Raw genomic sequence first — 15,129 nt, 5'->3', positions numbered from 1 at the left:
TAGGCTTGGCCGCACGCGCGAGTCTCGCCGGAACGCGCTGAAGCTCGTTCACTTTGTTGCGCCGCACCCAAGACAGGCGCCGCGGGGGCTGCTCGACGCCGGGCGCGGCCGGCGACCTGACGCGCCTCCGGCTTCATCCAGCCGCCGTGTGGTCCTCGACTGACGAGGAGCGATCGCCCGGCAGGCTGGCGGCCTCCGCGAGCGCCGCGAACAGCTCCTCCACCTGGATCGGCTTGGCGACGACCAGGTCCATCCCCACCGCCCGGTAGCTCTCCAGCTGGTGGGTCATGGCGTTGGCGGTGAGCGCGATGATCGGCGTCCGGGCCCGGCCGGTCAGTTGCTCGCGGCGGCGGATCTCGAGCGTCGCGGCCGGCCCGTCCATCCGCGGCATCTGCACGTCCATCAGGATCACGTCCCAATCGCCGTCCGCCCAGGCGGCGACCGCCTCCTCGCCGTCGTCGACGATGGTGACCTCGGCGCCGGCCTGGTTGAGCAGGGTCTTCAGGACCAGCTTGTTCACCGGATTGTCCTCCGCGGCGAGGATGCGCAGCGGGCCCGACTGGAAATCGACGGGGGCGGCCTGGGCGTCCTCGTCCGCCGCGTCGCCCACCCGCGGCAGCGGCAGGTCGACGGTGAAGCGGCTGCCCTGGCCCGGCTGGCTCTCCACCCCGATGGCGCCGCCCATGGCCTCGCAAAGCTCGCGGCAGATCGCCAGGCCAAGCCCCGTGCCGCCGAAATTGCGGGTGGTGGTGGAATCGGCCTGCACGAACTTGTCGAACAGGGTCGCGAGGCGGTCGGCGGGGATGCCGATGCCGGTGTCGACGACGCTCAGCCGCAGGCCGGCTTCCCGCCGCTCGATGATGAGCTGGACTTCGCCGTCGGCGGTGAACTTCAGCGCGTTGGAGACCAGGTTGGAGATGATCTGGCGCAGCCGCACCGGATCGCCGCGGTAGGCGCCGCCCACCTCCGGCCCGAGCGCCAGGCTGAGGTCCACGGCTTTCTTGTCGGCGACGGCGATGAAGCTGGCGTGGGTCTTGCGCACCAGCCGCTCGAGATCGAACTCCACCTCCTCCAGTTCGAGCTTCCCGGCCTCGATCTTGGAAAGGTCGAGCACGTCGTTGAGGATCGACAGCAGCGCCTCGCCGGACTGGCCGATGACCTCCAGCCGGCCGCGCTGCTCGTCGGAAAGCTCGCCGGCCGCCATGGCCTGCACCATGCCGAGCACGCCGTTCATCGGCGTGCGGATCTCGTGGCTCATCATCGCCAGGAATTCGCTCTTGGCGCGGTTCGCCGCCTCCGCCGCCTCCTTGGCCAGGCGTTCCTGTTCGATCTGCGACCGGTCCTCGAGCTGCTGCTCGGCCGCCTGCCGCTGGCCGGCCTCGACGGTGTCGCGCATGCGCAGCACATCGCGCATCAGCCGGGCGAACTCGCCGCCGCCGGTCACCTGGACGTCCTGGCCGTGTGCGCCGCGCTCCACGGCCAGCACCACCGTGCGGGCCCGGGCCAGGGCGGCGAGGATGCTCTGCGACAGCAGGAAGGCCAGCACCCCGCCGGCGATCACGCACGGCGCGGCGACCAGGACGATCAGGTCGTGGCCCTTGGCGGCCGTCTCGCGCATGGCCAGCCGGCCCATCAGCACGGCGTTGGTCTGGCCGTCCGCGGCCCGTCTCAGGAGGGTATTGAGCCGGGTCATGGCCGCTGGGCCGGGCTCGCCGCCCAGCGCCGCGCGCAGCCCGGCTTCGGTCTTCAGGACGTCGCTGCGGATCGCCGGGTCGCTTACGCGCCCGCTCTCGTCCTGCAGGTCACGGGCGATCTTCTGGCCAGTGGCCTGGAAGGCCGCGGCGGCCCGGGCGTCGCCGGGCGCCGGCACGCGGAGGGTTTCAAGGCCGATCAAGGTGGTGCGAAGGTCGTCGAGGGCGGCGACCTCGGTGTCGTCGAACCGGTCGCGGGCGGCGCCGGAGGCGCGGTATTCGCCCGCCGCATAGAGGCCTGCAGCGGCGCTCAGCGCCAGGATCGCCCCGCAGCCCAGGCCCAGCTGCACGGTGAGCGGCACCCGGTTGACCAGGCGGTCGGCGCGCGGCCGGGCCATCATCCGGCCCAGGACCGAGGACCGGCGGAAAACCCCATTGAAGACCACCGCGGCCAGATGCAGGCCGATCAGGCCGATCAACGCCTCGGCGGCGCCGCGGTGGGCGAGCTTCAGCGCCATGGCCTGGTCGTCGGTGAAACTCATCAGCTGCGGCAGCTTCAGGAGGCCCACCACCAGCACCGCGTCGCCCCGCGACCAGGCCTGCAGGACGCCGATCACCGGCTGCACCAGAAGCAGGACGATCAGGCCCAGATGGGCCAACCCCGCCGCCACCCTTTGCCAGACGGGAAGCTGGCTCTCGGCCTTGGGCGGCCGGACGGCCAGGCCCAGGCCGAGCCGCATCGCCACGACCAGCCAGATCGCCGTGCCGCACGACCGGTGCAGGCTCAGGACGAGGCTGGCGTACTCCACCGAATCCAGGCGGCGCAGCACCAGGATCAGGGTCAGCTGCAGGCAGACCAGAACCGCCAGGCTCCAATGCAGCCACCGAAGCGGCCACGGATAGCGGGCGCGGGGCGTGTGCGCCGGCGTACGGCTGGCCTCGGAGGGGGACGCCTGGCTCACTGGACCACGATGGTCATGCGCATGTTGGGATGGATCGCGCAGCTCACCTTGTAGACGCCGGGCTTCACCAGCGGCGCCTTGAAGGGCTGCCCGGGGGCCTGCAGGCCGCTGTTGGCGACGAAGTCCGGGCCGGCGATGGTGATGTTGTGCGAGGTGTCGTCGCTGTTGGTGAATTCGACGACGTCGCCGTGGGCCACGGTCAGCAGCTTGACGCTGAACTTCAGGTTCCGCTGGTCCACGGTCTGGACGCTCGCCCAGGCCGCGCCGGCCAGTGAGCCTGCGGCCATGGCGGCGAGCGCGAGGGCGGCCTTGCGCAGCGGGCCGAGCCTCATCGTTTCACCAGGCCGCCGAGCGGGGCCACGGCCATGTTGACGCCCAGGAACAGGGTGTCGTTGGCCGAGGCGCCGGCGCTGCGCCCGTTGAAGCGGGTGTAGCCCACCCAGCGGGCGGTGAGCCGCAGGTTCGCCCAGGTCACCGGAGACGACGTCTTGCCCCAGGGCGCGTAGGCGAGCTCGACCACATAGCCCGTGGAATCGGGGCTGCCGTCCGGCGTGCGGAAGAATTTCGGGTCGCGCGTGCCGTTGGTGCGGAAGACCTCCGCGGCCGGGGTCCAGGTGTCGTCGACGCTGTAGATGGCGTCGGCGCGGTAGCTGTCGAGGCGGTCCGAGGCCCGCGCGCCGGTGAGCCGATGGCTGGCGTCCAGCCGCTCGGTCTCGCGGATCCAGGTGACGTGGCTGGCCAGGTAGCGGCGCTTGCTGCCGATGTATTGGTAGGTCGCGTCGAGGCCGACGTCGGTGAGCCGGTCCTCGCCGGCCGTGCGGATGCCCGACGGGAACCGCCTGGCGGTCAGGCCATAGGCCCCGACCTCGAGATAGTGGGTGTCGGCGAACTCGTGCTGCAGCGCCACGCGCCAATAGGGCAGGGCGCCTGAGTAACGGTCGGCTGTCGCCGCCGTCGCCACACCGACCCGGCTCAGCAGCACCCGGTCGAGCGGCTCATAGACCGCGGCCTCCGTATAGAGCGTGTCGTCCCACATGGCGTAGCCGCCCGCGCCGGCGACCCGCGTCGCCAGCCGCCCGTCCATCAAGGGCGAGACCTGCGGCGTCGCCGCGAACGGCGAGGAGAAGGCGCTGAACTCGAAGACCGGCGTGGAATTCCAGATGTCCTGCACGCCCGGCCGGTTGTTGGCGTCGAGGCCCCAGACCACGTCATGGCCCGCCACCGTTCCCGTGAAGGTCCGGCGGACGTCGACCCGGGAGAGCGAGAGCTTCTGGTGAACCCCGTCGTAGAAGGCCTCGGCGAAGGCGCCCGCCCCGCCCCACAGCCGTCCGGCATAGGCCATGATGGCGCTCTGGAAGGCTGCGTTGTCATTCGGCCCGAAGTGCCGCTGCTGGGCGCGGTCGGCGCGGGTCTGGGTGTAGGAAGCGATGGCGGTAAGCGCGATGGGCGGCAGCACGTTCTTGCCGTCGCCCGCGGCATAGCCGAACAGCTTGAAGTCGCGGCCGTACTGCTTGAGCTGCGGGCCGTAGGCGCCGACGTGGCAGCGCGCACAGGGCTCGCCGGTCTGTTGCGCGAAGCTCGGCAGGGCCGCCGCCGGCGCGGCCCAGGCGGCTGCCAGGCTCAACCACAGCAGGCCGATCACCCAGCCCGCGGAGCCGCGCGACGCGCGACGCGCCGGGGCGCCGCGCCGACCGCTGGGAGATCTCCTCCCGCCCCCCGAAATCTGCATGACCCGCCCCCGCACGGTCGACTGCACAACAGCCGGTCGTAGGATTGGGCGGCGTAAAAATTGGTTAAGTGGGATCCGCGCCGGGGCTGTGACCTACCCAAAATGGGTCATCGCCGCGCGCAAGGCCGTTTTCTTGACCTCGTCGCCTGCAAAGCGCATAAGCGCGCCCTTCCGGCGCCAACCTCGGTCAGCGCCCTCCACCGCCACGACCCCCATCACCAGATGGGACGAGGGCGGCGAGGCCCCCCGTCCACGCAATCGTGCACGGGGGTCGACCGCGTTTGGGCCACCAGGGATACGCATGTTCGACGCGCTATCAGAACGTCTGTCCACCGTCTTCGACCGCCTCGGCGGCAAGGGCGTGCTGTCCGAGAAGGACATCGACGAGGCCCTGCGCGAGGTGCGCGTGGCCCTGCTCGAGGCCGACGTCGCCCTGCCGGTCGTGCGCGACTTCATCGCCAAGGCCAAGGAACAGGCGACCGGCGAGGCGGTGATCCGCTCGGTCAAGCCGGCCGATCAGGTCATCAAGATCACCTACGACGGCCTCGTCGAGATGCTGGGCGGCCCAGGTCCTCAAGGGGGGGCCGAGCCCGCGGGCCTCAACCTCAGCCTCAACCCCCCGACCATCATCATGATGGCCGGCCTGCAGGGCTCGGGCAAAACCACCACCGCGGGCAAGCTCGCCCTGCGCCTGGGCCGGGAGCGCAAGAAGGTCTTGCTGGCCTCGCTCGACACCCGCCGCCCGGCCGCCATGCAGCAGCTGGCCACCCTGGCTGAGCAGGCCGGCGTCGAGAGCCTGCCCATCGTCGCCGGCCAGGCCGCCCCGGACATCGCCAAGCGCGCCATGTCGGCCGCCCGGCTGCAGGGCTACGACGTCCTGATCCTCGACACCGCCGGCCGCACCACCCTGGACGAGGCCATGATGAGCGAGGCGGCCGAGATCGCCCGCATCGCCCGTCCGCACGAGACCCTGCTGGTCGCCGACGCGCTGACCGGCCAGGACGCGGTGCGCACCGCCAAGGCCTTCCACGAGCGCCTGCCGCTCACCGGCCTGGTGCTCACCCGCGCCGACGGCGACGGCCGCGGCGGCGCGGCGCTCTCCATGCGCGCCGTCACCGGCCTGCCGATCAAGTTCCTGGGCGTCTCCGAGAAGATCGACGGCCTCGACGCCTTCGACGCCCACCGCGTGGCTGGCCGCATCCTGGGACAGGGCGACGTGGTGGCCCTGGTCGAGAAGGCCGCCCAGGACCTCGATCACGCCAAGGCCGAGGCCATGGCCAAGCGGCTGGCCAAGGGCCAGTTCGACCTCGACATGATGAGCGAGCAGCTGGCCCAGATGAAGCGCATGGGCGGCATGGAAGGCCTGATGGGCATGCTGCCCGGCGTCCAGAAGATGAAGAAGCAGATCGCCGAAAGCGGCATCACCGACAAGTCGGTGGACCGCCAGGCCGCGATCATCTCCTCCATGACCAAGGCCGAGCGCCGCAAGCCCGACATCCTGCAGGCGTCGAGGAAGCGTCGCATCGCCGCCGGAGCCGGCGTCGACGTGGCCGAGGTCAACCGGCTGCTGAAACAGCACCGCCAGATGGCCGACGCCTTCAAGATGATGAGCAAGGGCGGCGGCCGCGGCTTCGCCCAGATGGCCCAGATGCTGGGCGGCGGCGGGGGCGGCGCGGACCGCCTCAAGTCGCTCGGCGGCGGCAAGCTGCCGATGCCGTCGGAACAAGAGATCCAGGACTTCGCCGCCAAGATGCAACAGGGCGGCGGCCCCAAACTCCCCGGCCTGGGCGGTCTGCCCGGGCTCAACCCCTTCAAGAAATAGACGTCAAAGGACCACCTCCATGCTGAAGATTCGTCTCGCCCGCGGCGGCGCCAAGAAGCGCCCCTACTATTCGATCGTCGTCGCCGACAGCCACTCGGCCCGCGACGGCCGTTTCATCGAGAAGGTGGGCTCCTACAACCCGCTGCTGCCGAAGGACCACGCCGAGCGCCTGGTGGTGAAGGCCGAGCGCATCCAGGAGTGGATGAGCAAGGGCGCCCAGCCCACCGACCGCGTGGCGCGCGAGCTCTCCAAGCTCGGCATCACCAAGTGGACCCCGGGCAACAACCCGACCAAGGGCGTCCCCGGCGCCAAGGCCCTGGAGCGCGTTGAGCAGCGCACCCAGCGCGAGGCCGATCGCGCCGCGGCCATCGAGGAAGCCAAGAACGCCCCGCCGCCGGCCCCGGTCGAGGCGGAAGCCCCCGCCGCCGAAGCCGAGGCCGCCCCGGCCGAGGAAGCCGCTCCGGCCGCTGAAGCCGCGCCCGCCGAAGAGGCCGCCCCGGCCGCTGAGGAAGCGCCCGCCGCGGAAGCCGCTCCGGCTGAAGAGCCGGCCGCCGAAGAAGCCCCCACCGCCGAAGCCGCCGCCGAAGAGGCGCCTGCCGTGGAAGAAGCGTCGGCTGAAGCCGCGGCTGAAGAGCCGGCCGCCGAAGCCGCCGCCGACGAACCCAAGGAAGGCTAGGCCTGCCTGGCCAGCTGATCCTGGTCGGTCGTGTCGCGGGCGCCTTCGGCGTCCGCGGCGACGTCCGCATCACGGCCTATACCGCCGAGCCGCAAGCCCTGCTGGCTTACCGCGACCTCAAGCGCGAGGACGGATCGCCCGGCCTCACCCTGACCGGCGGCCGGCCGGCCAAGGGCGGCGTCGTCGCCCAGGCCCGGGAGGTCGAGACCCGCGAACAGGCCGAGGCCCTGCGCGGGCTGCGGCTCTACATCCCCCGCGACGTCCTGCCGGAACCCGACGAGGACGAATTCTACGTCACCGACCTGATCGGCCTTGCCGTCGAGACCGCCGATGGCGAGCCGCTCGGCCGCGTCAAGGACGTCCGCGACTTCGGCGCCGGCGACATCCTGGAGATCCAGCCGCAGACGGGCGCCAGCTGGTACCTGCCCTTCACCCGCGAGGCGGTCCCGCAGGTGCGCATCGCCGAGGGCAGGGTGATCGCCGTGAAGCCGGACGAGGTGGAGTAGCTACTTCGGCTTCCGCAGCCGGATCAGCCCTTCCTGGGCCACGCTCGCCACCAGGGTCCCGTCCTCGGCGTAGATCGAGCCGCGTATGAAGCCCCGGCCGCCCGAGGCGCTGGGGCTGTCCTGCGCATACAGGTGCCAGGTCTCGAAGTTCACTGGCCGGTGGAACCACATGGCGTGGTCGAGGCTGGCCGACTGGAAGCCCTGGGTCTGCCAGTGCACCCCGTGCGGCCGCATGGAGGTCGAGAGCAGGTTCATGTCGGAGGCATAGGCCAGCACCACCTGGTGCATCCGGAAGTCGTCGCCGATCGGGTCGCGGCAGCGGATCCAGCTGGCGCTCTCCGGCTCCTTCGGCCCCTGCGTGAAATAGGTCCGGGCGTCCTCGCTGCGGAGTTCGATGGGTTGGTGGCGGTCCATCCAGCCTTTGAACTGTTCCGGGTGCTTTTCCATCATCGCGCGCCGCGCTTCGCGCTCGTCCGGCATTTCCCGCCAGCTCGGCGTCTTGGGCATGGGCAGCTGGTGCTCGAAGCCCTCCTCGCGCACCTGGAAGGAGGCGGCGAGGTTGAAGATCTGCTGGCCGTGCTGCACGGCGATCACCCGCCGCGTGGTGAAGGAGCCGCCATCGCGCGAACGATCCACCTCGAAGACGATCGGCACGGTCGGGTCGCCCGGCCGGATGAAATAGCAGTGCAGCGAGTGGCAGACCCGGTCCTCGACGGTCTCATAGGCCGCGAGCAGCGACTGGGAGATCACCTGGCCGCCGAAGATCCGCCCCGGCCGGTCGTCCGGCGTGCGGCCGCGGAACAGGTTCACCTCCAGCCGCTCCAGCTGGAGGGTCTCGACCAGGGTCTCGGACGACACGTCGGGTTCGCTCATGGCGCGCCGGATACGCGCGGCCGCGGGCCGCGGCAAGGCTTCGCCGCTAGAAGTAGTCGCGAAGCGTCAGCCGGCGGCGGGTTCCATCGGCCATGGTGAAGCTCACCGTCGCGCCCTGCGGCCGATAGGAGAAGCCCCAGGCCGCGCTCGCGCCATAGGTTGGCCCGATGGCCTGGCCGTCGATGGCGGCGATCGCCTCGCCGACTTTCCAGCCCGCCGCCGCGGCCGGACTGCCGGGCGCCACATGCACCACCGTCAGGTGGTCGCCCGTGCGGTTGGTGCCCAGCCCCGTGCGGTTCTTGCGGAACGCGGCCTGGGCGGCGTCGCGGTTCGGCAGCAGCCAGGCCCGCTGACCCTTGAAGTCCAGGATCACCTCGAAGCGGCTGAGGACCTGCAGGCCGACATTGGCCGGCGCGCGCGAGGACAGCTGGTCGACGAAGGTGGTCGGCACGTCGCGCAGGCTCACCTGCGCCACCTGCACCTTGCCAAGGCTCGCCACCGTGTGCTCGCGGGGACCGTCGGCGCCGACCGCGATTTCGGTGGAGGTGTGGGCGCTGGGGATCAGGCCCAGTCCGTCGGCGGTCTTGCGGTCGATCATCAGGGCGCCGGCATGGCCGAGGTCGACCACCGCCTCCAGCGGCCGTCCCTCGACGACGATCGGGATGCTGTGCAGCCCGCCGGAGGGCTTGAGCGGCAAGGCCGCCACTCCGGCCGGCGGCTGGAAACCCTCCCGCGGCAGCAGGCGCAGCCGCCGGTGGCCGAAGTCGATGTCGACCACCGCGGCCTCGAACACGTCGCGCCCCAGGATGACCTGCACGGGCCGGTCGACGGCGCCGGCCACGGCGCTCATGTCCATGATCACCGCCGCGCGCGGGCTCGGCTGCCCGCCGCCCGTCGCAAGCTCGAGGGTGGTCAGGCGCACGCCCGCGATCGTGCCGGACACGCCATTGGCGGTCACCGGGACGCCCGGCGGCAGGCCGATCTGCCGGGCGAAGGCCGCGTCGACCACCGTCGCGCTGGCGCCGCTGTCCAGCCAGGCCTCGGCCCGGTGGCCATTGATCGTCACCGGGAACAGGATCTGCTGCTCGTGCACGAAATCGAAGGCGATGGGGTCCGGCGGGGCGGCCGGGGCGGTGCGCGCCGCCTCCGCCGCCAGCAACGCGCCCACCACGCCAAGCACCACCCGTCGGATCATCCAGCTGCCTCCGCGCACGCAAACTCGCCGCGAACGGCGGCCCCGCCTAGTGAATTCGCAGGCCCAGCCCGGGGTTGACGCGGCCGCCCGCGGGCGGTCTTCAGGGCGCCATGTCGTTCGACGTCACCGTGCTGACCATGTTTCCGGAGGCTTTCCCCGGCCCGCTCGGCGTTTCGCTGATCGGAACCGCCTGGCGCGAGCAGGGGCTGTGGCGGCTTGAAACAGTGGACATCCGGGGGTTTTCCAAGGATAAGCGCGGCTTCCTCGACGACACCCCTGCGGGTGGCGGTCCGGGACAGGTGATGCGGGCCGACGTCATCGCCTCCGCGCTGGACAGCGTGGAGCGGGGCGCCCGGCCGCTTTTGTACATGAGCGCGCGGGGCCGGCCCCTGACCCAACAGCGCGTGCGTGAGTGGGCCTCCGGGCCGGGGCTGATCGTCCTTTGCGGTCGGTTCGAGGGGGTGGACCAGCGGGTCGTCGAGGCGCGCGGGTTCGAGGAGATCGCCGTCGGCGATGCGGTCCTGGCCGGTGGCGAGGCCGCAGCCCTGGTGTCGATCGAAGCGTGCGTCAGGCTGGTGCCCGGTGTGTTGGGCCAACCTGAGAGTTTGAGTGAAGAGAGCTTCGAAGACGGGCTCCTGGAACATCCGCAGTTCACCAGACCGCGGGACTTCGAGGGGCGCGAGATACCCGAGGTGCTTCTGAGCGGTCACCACGCCGACATCGGCAAGTGGCGGCAGGCGCAGCGGGAAGAGACCACGCGGGCGCGGCGGCCGGACCTCTGGGCGCAGCACCTCGCCAATCAACAGGCAAAGGGCAGGTAAAGCCCGGTAAGGATGAGACCATGAACGTGATCGAACAGCTCGAGCAGGAAGAGATCAAGCGTCTCTCCGCCCGCAAGACTCCGGAATTCCGGCCCGGCGACACCGTCCGCGTCAACGTGAAGATCAAGGAAGGCGAGCGCGAACGCGTGCAGGCCTACGAAGGCGTCTGCATCGCCCGCTCCGGCGCCGGCATCCACGAGAACTTCACCGTCCGCAAGATCTCCTTCGGCGAGGGCGTGGAGCGCGTGTTCCCGCTGCTGTCGCCAATGATCGATTCCATCGAGGTGAAGCGCCGCGGCGTCGTGCGTCGCGCCAAGCTCTACTACCTGCGCGACCGCCGCGGGAAGTCGGCCCGCATCGCCGAACGCGCCATGACCGGCGCCACGGCGAAGGACGAGCCGGTCGAGGCCCCAGAAACGGCGCCCGCCGAAGACTAGCGCCCACCACATCGGCGATTTTCCAGACGGCGGCCCCGGCGACGGAGCCGCCGTTCTTCTTTGCCCTCTCCCTGCCCTCTCCCTCTACGCTTCGCGTGGGGAGAGGTGTCGCTAGTTCCCGTCGCCCACCACCTCGGAGAGCCCGGCCACCAGGTGGTCGAACATCAGCCGCATGCGCCGGCTGGTCTTCAGGTTCTCGTGCATGCAGACCCAGATCTCCAGGCGGAAGGTCAGCGCGCCCGGCATGATCGGCGTCAGGCCCGAGCGCCGGGCTATGCCGTGCTGGGTGACGCCGATGCCGAAGCCGGCGCGCAGGGCGGCGATCTGCGCCACGTCGTTGTCGGTGCGCAGCGCGAAGGTCTCCCGCGACACCGGCCGGTCGAAATCGACGCCGTCGGGCATGGTCGGCGGGCGTGTGTCGTAGCCGATGATCGGATGATCCGCGAGCTCGTCCCAGTTGGTCGGCGCCGCATGCCGCGCCAGATATTCCGCGGCGGCATAGAAGCCGAAGCCGACGCTGCCGATCTTCTTGGCCAGCAGGGTGTTCTGGGTCGGGCGCGACATGCGCACCGCGATGTCGGCGTCGCGGCGGGTCAGGTCCTCGTTGCGGTTGGAGAGCACCACCTCGATGTCGATGTCGGGATGGGCCTCGCGGAAGCTCGCCAGGATGGCCGGCAGCACCTCGACGCCGACCACCTCGCTGGCCGTGACGCGCACCACGCCGGTGGAGCCGTCGGCCGCCCCGGCCGCATCGCGCACCGCCGTCTGGGCGGCGGCCGACATGTCGTCGAGGTGAGGCTTCAGCGCCAACGCCAGCTCCGTCGCCTGCAGGCCGCGCGGGCTGCGCAGGAACAGCGGTCCGCCGAGATTGCGCTCCAGCTCGTCGATATGCCGCCCGACGGTGGGTTGCGTCAGGCCGCGTAGCTTGGCCGCGGCCGACAGACTGCCGCCGGCCAGCACCGCATGCAGGCTCTGGAAAAGGTCCCAGTCGGGTGAATCTGCCATACGTCACCGTATAGCTGGACTACATAGAAACGCAATTCCGTTCAGCCGGCTTGGCCATATCCTGGGCGCAACAGGAGACATCGCCATGTCCACCCCTCGCAAACTGGCTCTGGTGATCGGCGCCACCGGCGGCTTCGGCCGCGCCACCGCCCAGACCCTGCTGGCCGACGGCTGGCGGGTGCGCGCCCTGCACCGCAATCCCGATCAGGCCCGCGCCGCCACCGGGCTGGCCGCCGACTGGGTCCAGGGTGACGCCCTGCGGCGCGACGAGGTGGTCCGCGCCGCCGAGGGCGCGGCGGTGATCGTCCACGCCGCCAATCCCCCCGGCTACCGCAACTGGGCCGGCCTGGTCTTGCCGATGATGGAGAGCTCGATCGCCGCCTCGGTCGCCCACGGCGCGCGCATCCTCCTGCCCGGCAACGTCTACAACTACGGCCCCGACGCGCGCGGCGAGATCGCCGAGAACGCGCCGCAGCATCCGGCGACCCGCAAGGGCAAGATTCGCGTCGAGATGGAGCGCCGCCTGCGCCAGGCGGGTCAGCACGGCGCCAAGTCCCTGGTGCTGCGGGCCGGCGACTTCTTCGGCCCCGGGGTCGCCTCGAGCTTCATGAGCCAGGTGATGTTCCAGGCCGGCAAGCCGGTGCGCGCGGTGGCCTATCCCGGTCCGCTGGCGATCCGCCACGCCTGGGCCTATCTGCCCGATCTGGCCGCCACCGCCGTGCGCCTGCTGGACATGGAGGCCGACCTCGCCGCGGTGGCGAGCTTCCACTTCGCGGGCCATGCGCTGGACGGACGCGAACTGGTCGCGGCCTTCGAGGCCGCGGTCGGCGCCAAGCTGCCCGTAAAGTCCTTCCCCTGGTTCGCGCTCACCGCCGCCGGGCCGTTCAACGAGACGTTCCGCGAGCTCTCGGAGATGCGCTACCTGTGGCGCGAGACCGTGCTGATGGACAACCGCCGCCTGGTCCAGACCCTGGGCGCCGAGCCGCACACCCCGATCGTCCCGGCCCTGCAGGCCACGCTCCGCAGCCTCGGCAGCCTCGCCGAGGCCGAGGCCCGCGCGGCCTAACCCAGCGCGTTCACCACCCTCGGTCGGCGGGGCGGGGCCTGGTCGCCGATCCGCCACCCCGTGGGACAGGGCCCGAGCAGCCGATAGCGCAGGGTGTTTACGTAGGACGCCCGCCCGGTATCGAGCGGCGTCAGGGCATACCGCACCGTGAAGTCGCGGCGCATGTCGCCCCGGCTGGTCACGGTCACCGCGAACGACTGGCCGACCGCCTCGCAGCGCAGGGCGTAGAGCCCGGGCTTGCTGACGATCTGGCTGGTGGCGCGGCAGGGCTGGTGGTTCACCTCCGGCTCGGCGCGGGCGAAGCCGTCGCGCAGGGTCTGATCGGCGCAGACCTGGACCTGTCGGGCCGGCGTCCCGGCGGGGCCCATGACCTCGGCCAGCCAGAGCCGCGGGGGATCGACCTGAGCCTGGCGCGCGGCCAGTCGCGCATCGTTGGCGCCCAGGTCGCAGGCGGCGAGATTCAGCGCGCAGGCGGCCGCGGCCAGGGCCGGGACCGCGCGGCGGATCCGCAGGCGCGTCATGCTGTGGCCCTCGGGGTGGGGCTTAGTGGCGCGCTGGCGCCACGCGCCAGGTGACCAGCATCACCGACATGTGGCCCGTGGTGTAGGGCTCCGTGGCCATGACCCCGCGCGGCGGGCTGGACGGCAGCGGCGGCTCGACCGACCAGGCGAGGACGGCGGCGGTGACGATGCCGGTGGCGATCAACAGCGGCCCATAGAGGCTCTCGTCGCACACCGGGCGGCGCAGCAGCTCGACGCGGACCTCCAGCGGGTGGCGCGAGCGCGACGGCCAATAGCAGCCGAGCGGCAGGGCCGCGCCCGCCAGCTGGGTCTTCAAGAGGGTCTTGGCGTAGAGCGCCCGCGACCCGGGCAACCGGCGGATCACCGCGGCGTCGCAGGCCAGCTCCTGATCCAGGCGCGCCAGGTGGACGGCCCAGTGGACCAGCGGATTGAACCAGGCCAGGCACTGGAAGGCGGCCATCAGGGCTCCGGCGCGCGGATCCTTGCGCGCGATGTGCTCGCGCTCGTGGGCGCGGATCAGGACGCGCTCCGCCTGGGTGTAGCGGCCGTCGTCGGGCGGCATCAAGAGGCGCGGCGTGACCACGCCGACCACCGCCGGCCCCGCGCGGCCGATGCGGGCCTCGCGCAGGAAGGCGAGCTGCGCCCAGGCCATCAGGCCGACGGCGGCGACCAGGCCGAGCCCCCAGGCCTGCAGCAGGGCCGGCGCCAGCTCGGCCGGCGTCAGATGAGCCAGCGGACTGAGGCTCGGCGCGCCGGTGCGCAGGGGAACCAGCGTGCCGATGGCCGCGAAGGGCGGCGCGGCCCACAGGCGGTAGGCGAGCTCGGGCCCGAACCGCTGGCGCGCCGGGATGCGCAGCACCATCACCGCCAGGATCGCCAGGGAGGCGACCAGGTTGGCGCGCAGGAAGGCGTCGATCAGCTCAGTCATCGTCGCGCTCCATCGCCGCGATGAGGGACTTCAGACGTTCGATCTCGGTGGCCGAAAGCGGCCGGTGCTTGGCGTAGTGGGCGACCAGCGGGGCCACCTCGCCGCCGAACAGCCGGTCGAGCAGGCCCTGGCTTTCGCCCGTCACATAGTCCTCGCGGCTGACCAGCGGGCGGTAGCGCGCCCGTCCGCCCGCCCGCTCGGAGGCGATGGCCTTCTTCTTCAGGAGGCGGTTGATCAGCGTCTTGACCGTGGCCTCGCCCCAGCTCTGGGCGCCGCCCACCTCGCGCACGATGTCCTCGGCGCCCAGCGAGCCGCCCGGCCCCTGGGCCCAGAGGGCTTCCATGATCTGGCTTTCCGCCCCTGAGATCCTGGCCATGATCCGCGCCATGTCTTACACCCGTAGTTGGGCGTAGCGTACGCCTGTAACTCCGGCCGTCAAGCCGCCGATTGGCGGCCCGATGCGAAGCGCAGGTGGGCGCGGAAGGCGGCGGCCAGCGAGGCGGCGAGCAGGCCCAGCAGGATGCACAGGCCGGCCTCGGCGAAGCCCGGCGCGAGGACCGTCAGATCCGGCGCGGGGCGCACGTTGGCGATGCCGATCGACATGTCCATCAGCCCGTAGGCCGCCGCCGTCAGGCCGAACAGCGGGGCCGTCACCAGCACCGTGGACAGCACGCCTTCGCCGCGCTCGGGGTCGCGCCGTCCGGCCAGCTGCATGGCCCAGACCACCACGGCGGCGATCAGCATCACGAACATCAGGAACAGGAACACCTCCACCACCGGCTTGGCGTGGGTGACGATGCCGAGCAGCGTCAGGCGCTGGTCGACCGGAACGGCTTGCACGACGGACATGGGCGCTCTCCTTGAGCTACAGTTGTAATCTACAATGAAACTACGCTT

14 protein-coding genes and 2 pseudogenes are annotated in these 15,129 nt (G+C 71.3%); 6 read left to right on the top strand and 10 right to left on the bottom strand.

Translation table 11 applies throughout. The features are described 5' to 3' along the window. Positions 1–133: 133 nt before the first annotated feature. Genes VGT80_RS13115 through VGT80_RS13105 form a run of 3 tightly spaced genes read right to left on the bottom strand, consistent with a single transcriptional unit; the run spans position 134 to position 4,277 of the window. The gene (locus tag VGT80_RS13115) at positions 134–2,653 is read right to left on the bottom strand and encodes an ATP-binding protein (RefSeq protein WP_327456494.1); all 2,520 of its coding nucleotides are present in this window, start codon (positions 2,651–2,653) and stop codon (positions 134–136) included. Further along, positions 2,650–2,985, bottom strand: a complete 336-nt coding sequence (locus tag VGT80_RS13110) for a cupredoxin domain-containing protein (protein ID WP_327456492.1) — start codon at positions 2,983–2,985, stop codon at positions 2,650–2,652. The genes VGT80_RS13115 and VGT80_RS13110 overlap by 4 nt, the downstream gene beginning before the upstream one ends. Next, positions 2,982–4,277, bottom strand: a complete 1,296-nt coding sequence (locus tag VGT80_RS13105; RefSeq protein WP_327456490.1) for a hypothetical protein — start codon at positions 4,275–4,277, stop codon at positions 2,982–2,984. The genes VGT80_RS13110 and VGT80_RS13105 overlap by 4 nt, the downstream gene beginning before the upstream one ends. Positions 4,278–4,683: 406 nt before the next feature. Between VGT80_RS13105 and ffh the strand changes: the two genes are divergently transcribed. From ffh to rimM, 3 genes and pseudogenes are all read left to right on the top strand, one after another. Continuing rightward, on the top strand, positions 4,684–6,204 hold the full coding sequence (gene ffh / locus VGT80_RS13100) for a signal recognition particle protein (RefSeq protein WP_327456488.1): 1,521 nt from the start codon (positions 4,684–4,686) through the stop codon (positions 6,202–6,204). A 19-nt stretch (positions 6,205–6,223) separates the two neighbouring features. Continuing rightward, positions 6,224–6,736, top strand: a pseudogene (gene rpsP, locus VGT80_RS13095) (30S ribosomal protein S16); the annotation flags it as partial. A gap of 146 nt (positions 6,737–6,882) precedes the next feature. After that, complete coding sequence (gene rimM, locus VGT80_RS13090; RefSeq protein WP_327456628.1) at positions 6,883–7,386, top strand: ribosome maturation factor RimM; 504 nt, start codon at positions 6,883–6,885, stop codon at positions 7,384–7,386. Here the strand turns inward: rimM and VGT80_RS13085 are convergent, their stop codons facing one another. Then, on the bottom strand, positions 7,387–8,259 hold the full coding sequence (locus tag VGT80_RS13085; RefSeq protein WP_327456484.1) for an acyl-CoA thioesterase II: 873 nt from the start codon (positions 8,257–8,259) through the stop codon (positions 7,387–7,389). It lies immediately after the preceding gene. Positions 8,260–8,305: 46 nt separating this feature from the next. Beyond that, the gene (locus VGT80_RS13080) at positions 8,306–9,454 is read right to left on the bottom strand and encodes a retropepsin-like aspartic protease (protein ID WP_327456482.1); all 1,149 of its coding nucleotides are present in this window, start codon (positions 9,452–9,454) and stop codon (positions 8,306–8,308) included. A 110-nt stretch (positions 9,455–9,564) separates the two neighbouring features. Between VGT80_RS13080 and trmD the strand changes: the two are divergent. Both trmD and rplS read left to right on the top strand, forming a co-directional pair. Beyond that, positions 9,565–10,298: pseudogene (trmD, locus tag VGT80_RS13075) on the top strand (tRNA (guanosine(37)-N1)-methyltransferase TrmD); the annotation flags it as partial. Further along, positions 10,296–10,712, top strand: a complete 417-nt coding sequence (gene rplS / locus VGT80_RS13070; RefSeq protein ID WP_327456478.1) for a 50S ribosomal protein L19 — start codon at positions 10,296–10,298, stop codon at positions 10,710–10,712. The pseudogene trmD and the gene rplS, both read left to right, overlap by 3 nt. Before the next feature lie 111 nt (positions 10,713–10,823). Here the strand turns inward: rplS and VGT80_RS13065 are convergent, their stop codons facing one another. Then, a complete protein-coding gene (locus tag VGT80_RS13065) occupies positions 10,824–11,717 on the bottom strand; it encodes a LysR family transcriptional regulator (protein WP_327456476.1) in 894 nt (297 codons plus the stop codon). 85 nt (positions 11,718–11,802) lie between these two features. On the opposite strand from VGT80_RS13065, the gene VGT80_RS13060 reads away from it, so the two are divergent. Next, complete coding sequence (locus tag VGT80_RS13060) at positions 11,803–12,783, top strand: SDR family NAD(P)-dependent oxidoreductase (protein ID WP_327456474.1); 981 nt, start codon at positions 11,803–11,805, stop codon at positions 12,781–12,783. On the opposite strand, the gene VGT80_RS13055 is transcribed toward VGT80_RS13060, so the two are convergent. From VGT80_RS13055 to VGT80_RS13040, 4 genes are read right to left on the bottom strand one after another with little or no spacing between them, the layout of a single operon-like run. After that, the gene (locus tag VGT80_RS13055) at positions 12,780–13,304 is read right to left on the bottom strand and encodes a hypothetical protein (RefSeq protein ID WP_327456472.1); all 525 of its coding nucleotides are present in this window, start codon (positions 13,302–13,304) and stop codon (positions 12,780–12,782) included. The two genes, VGT80_RS13060 and VGT80_RS13055, sit on opposite strands and share 4 nt — an antisense overlap. A 22-nt stretch (positions 13,305–13,326) precedes the next feature. Next, positions 13,327–14,232, bottom strand: coding sequence for a M56 family metallopeptidase (locus VGT80_RS13050; RefSeq protein ID WP_327456470.1), 906 nt, complete (start codon positions 14,230–14,232; stop codon positions 13,327–13,329). After that, positions 14,225–14,608: a BlaI/MecI/CopY family transcriptional regulator gene (locus VGT80_RS13045; protein WP_327456468.1), complete on the bottom strand. Its 384-nt coding sequence runs from the start codon at positions 14,606–14,608 to the stop codon at positions 14,225–14,227. The genes VGT80_RS13050 and VGT80_RS13045 overlap by 8 nt, the downstream gene beginning before the upstream one ends. A gap of 59 nt (positions 14,609–14,667) precedes the next feature. Next, a complete protein-coding gene (locus VGT80_RS13040) occupies positions 14,668–15,081 on the bottom strand; it encodes a MotA/TolQ/ExbB proton channel family protein (RefSeq protein ID WP_327456466.1) in 414 nt (137 codons plus the stop codon). Positions 15,082–15,129 lie beyond the last annotated feature (48 nt).

The sequence above is a fragment of the Phenylobacterium sp. genome (genome assembly GCF_035944335.1).
In the GTDB taxonomy this organism is placed as follows: domain Bacteria; phylum Pseudomonadota; class Alphaproteobacteria; order Caulobacterales; family Caulobacteraceae; genus Phenylobacterium.
This window is presented reverse-complemented; position numbering and strand designations above follow the sequence as displayed.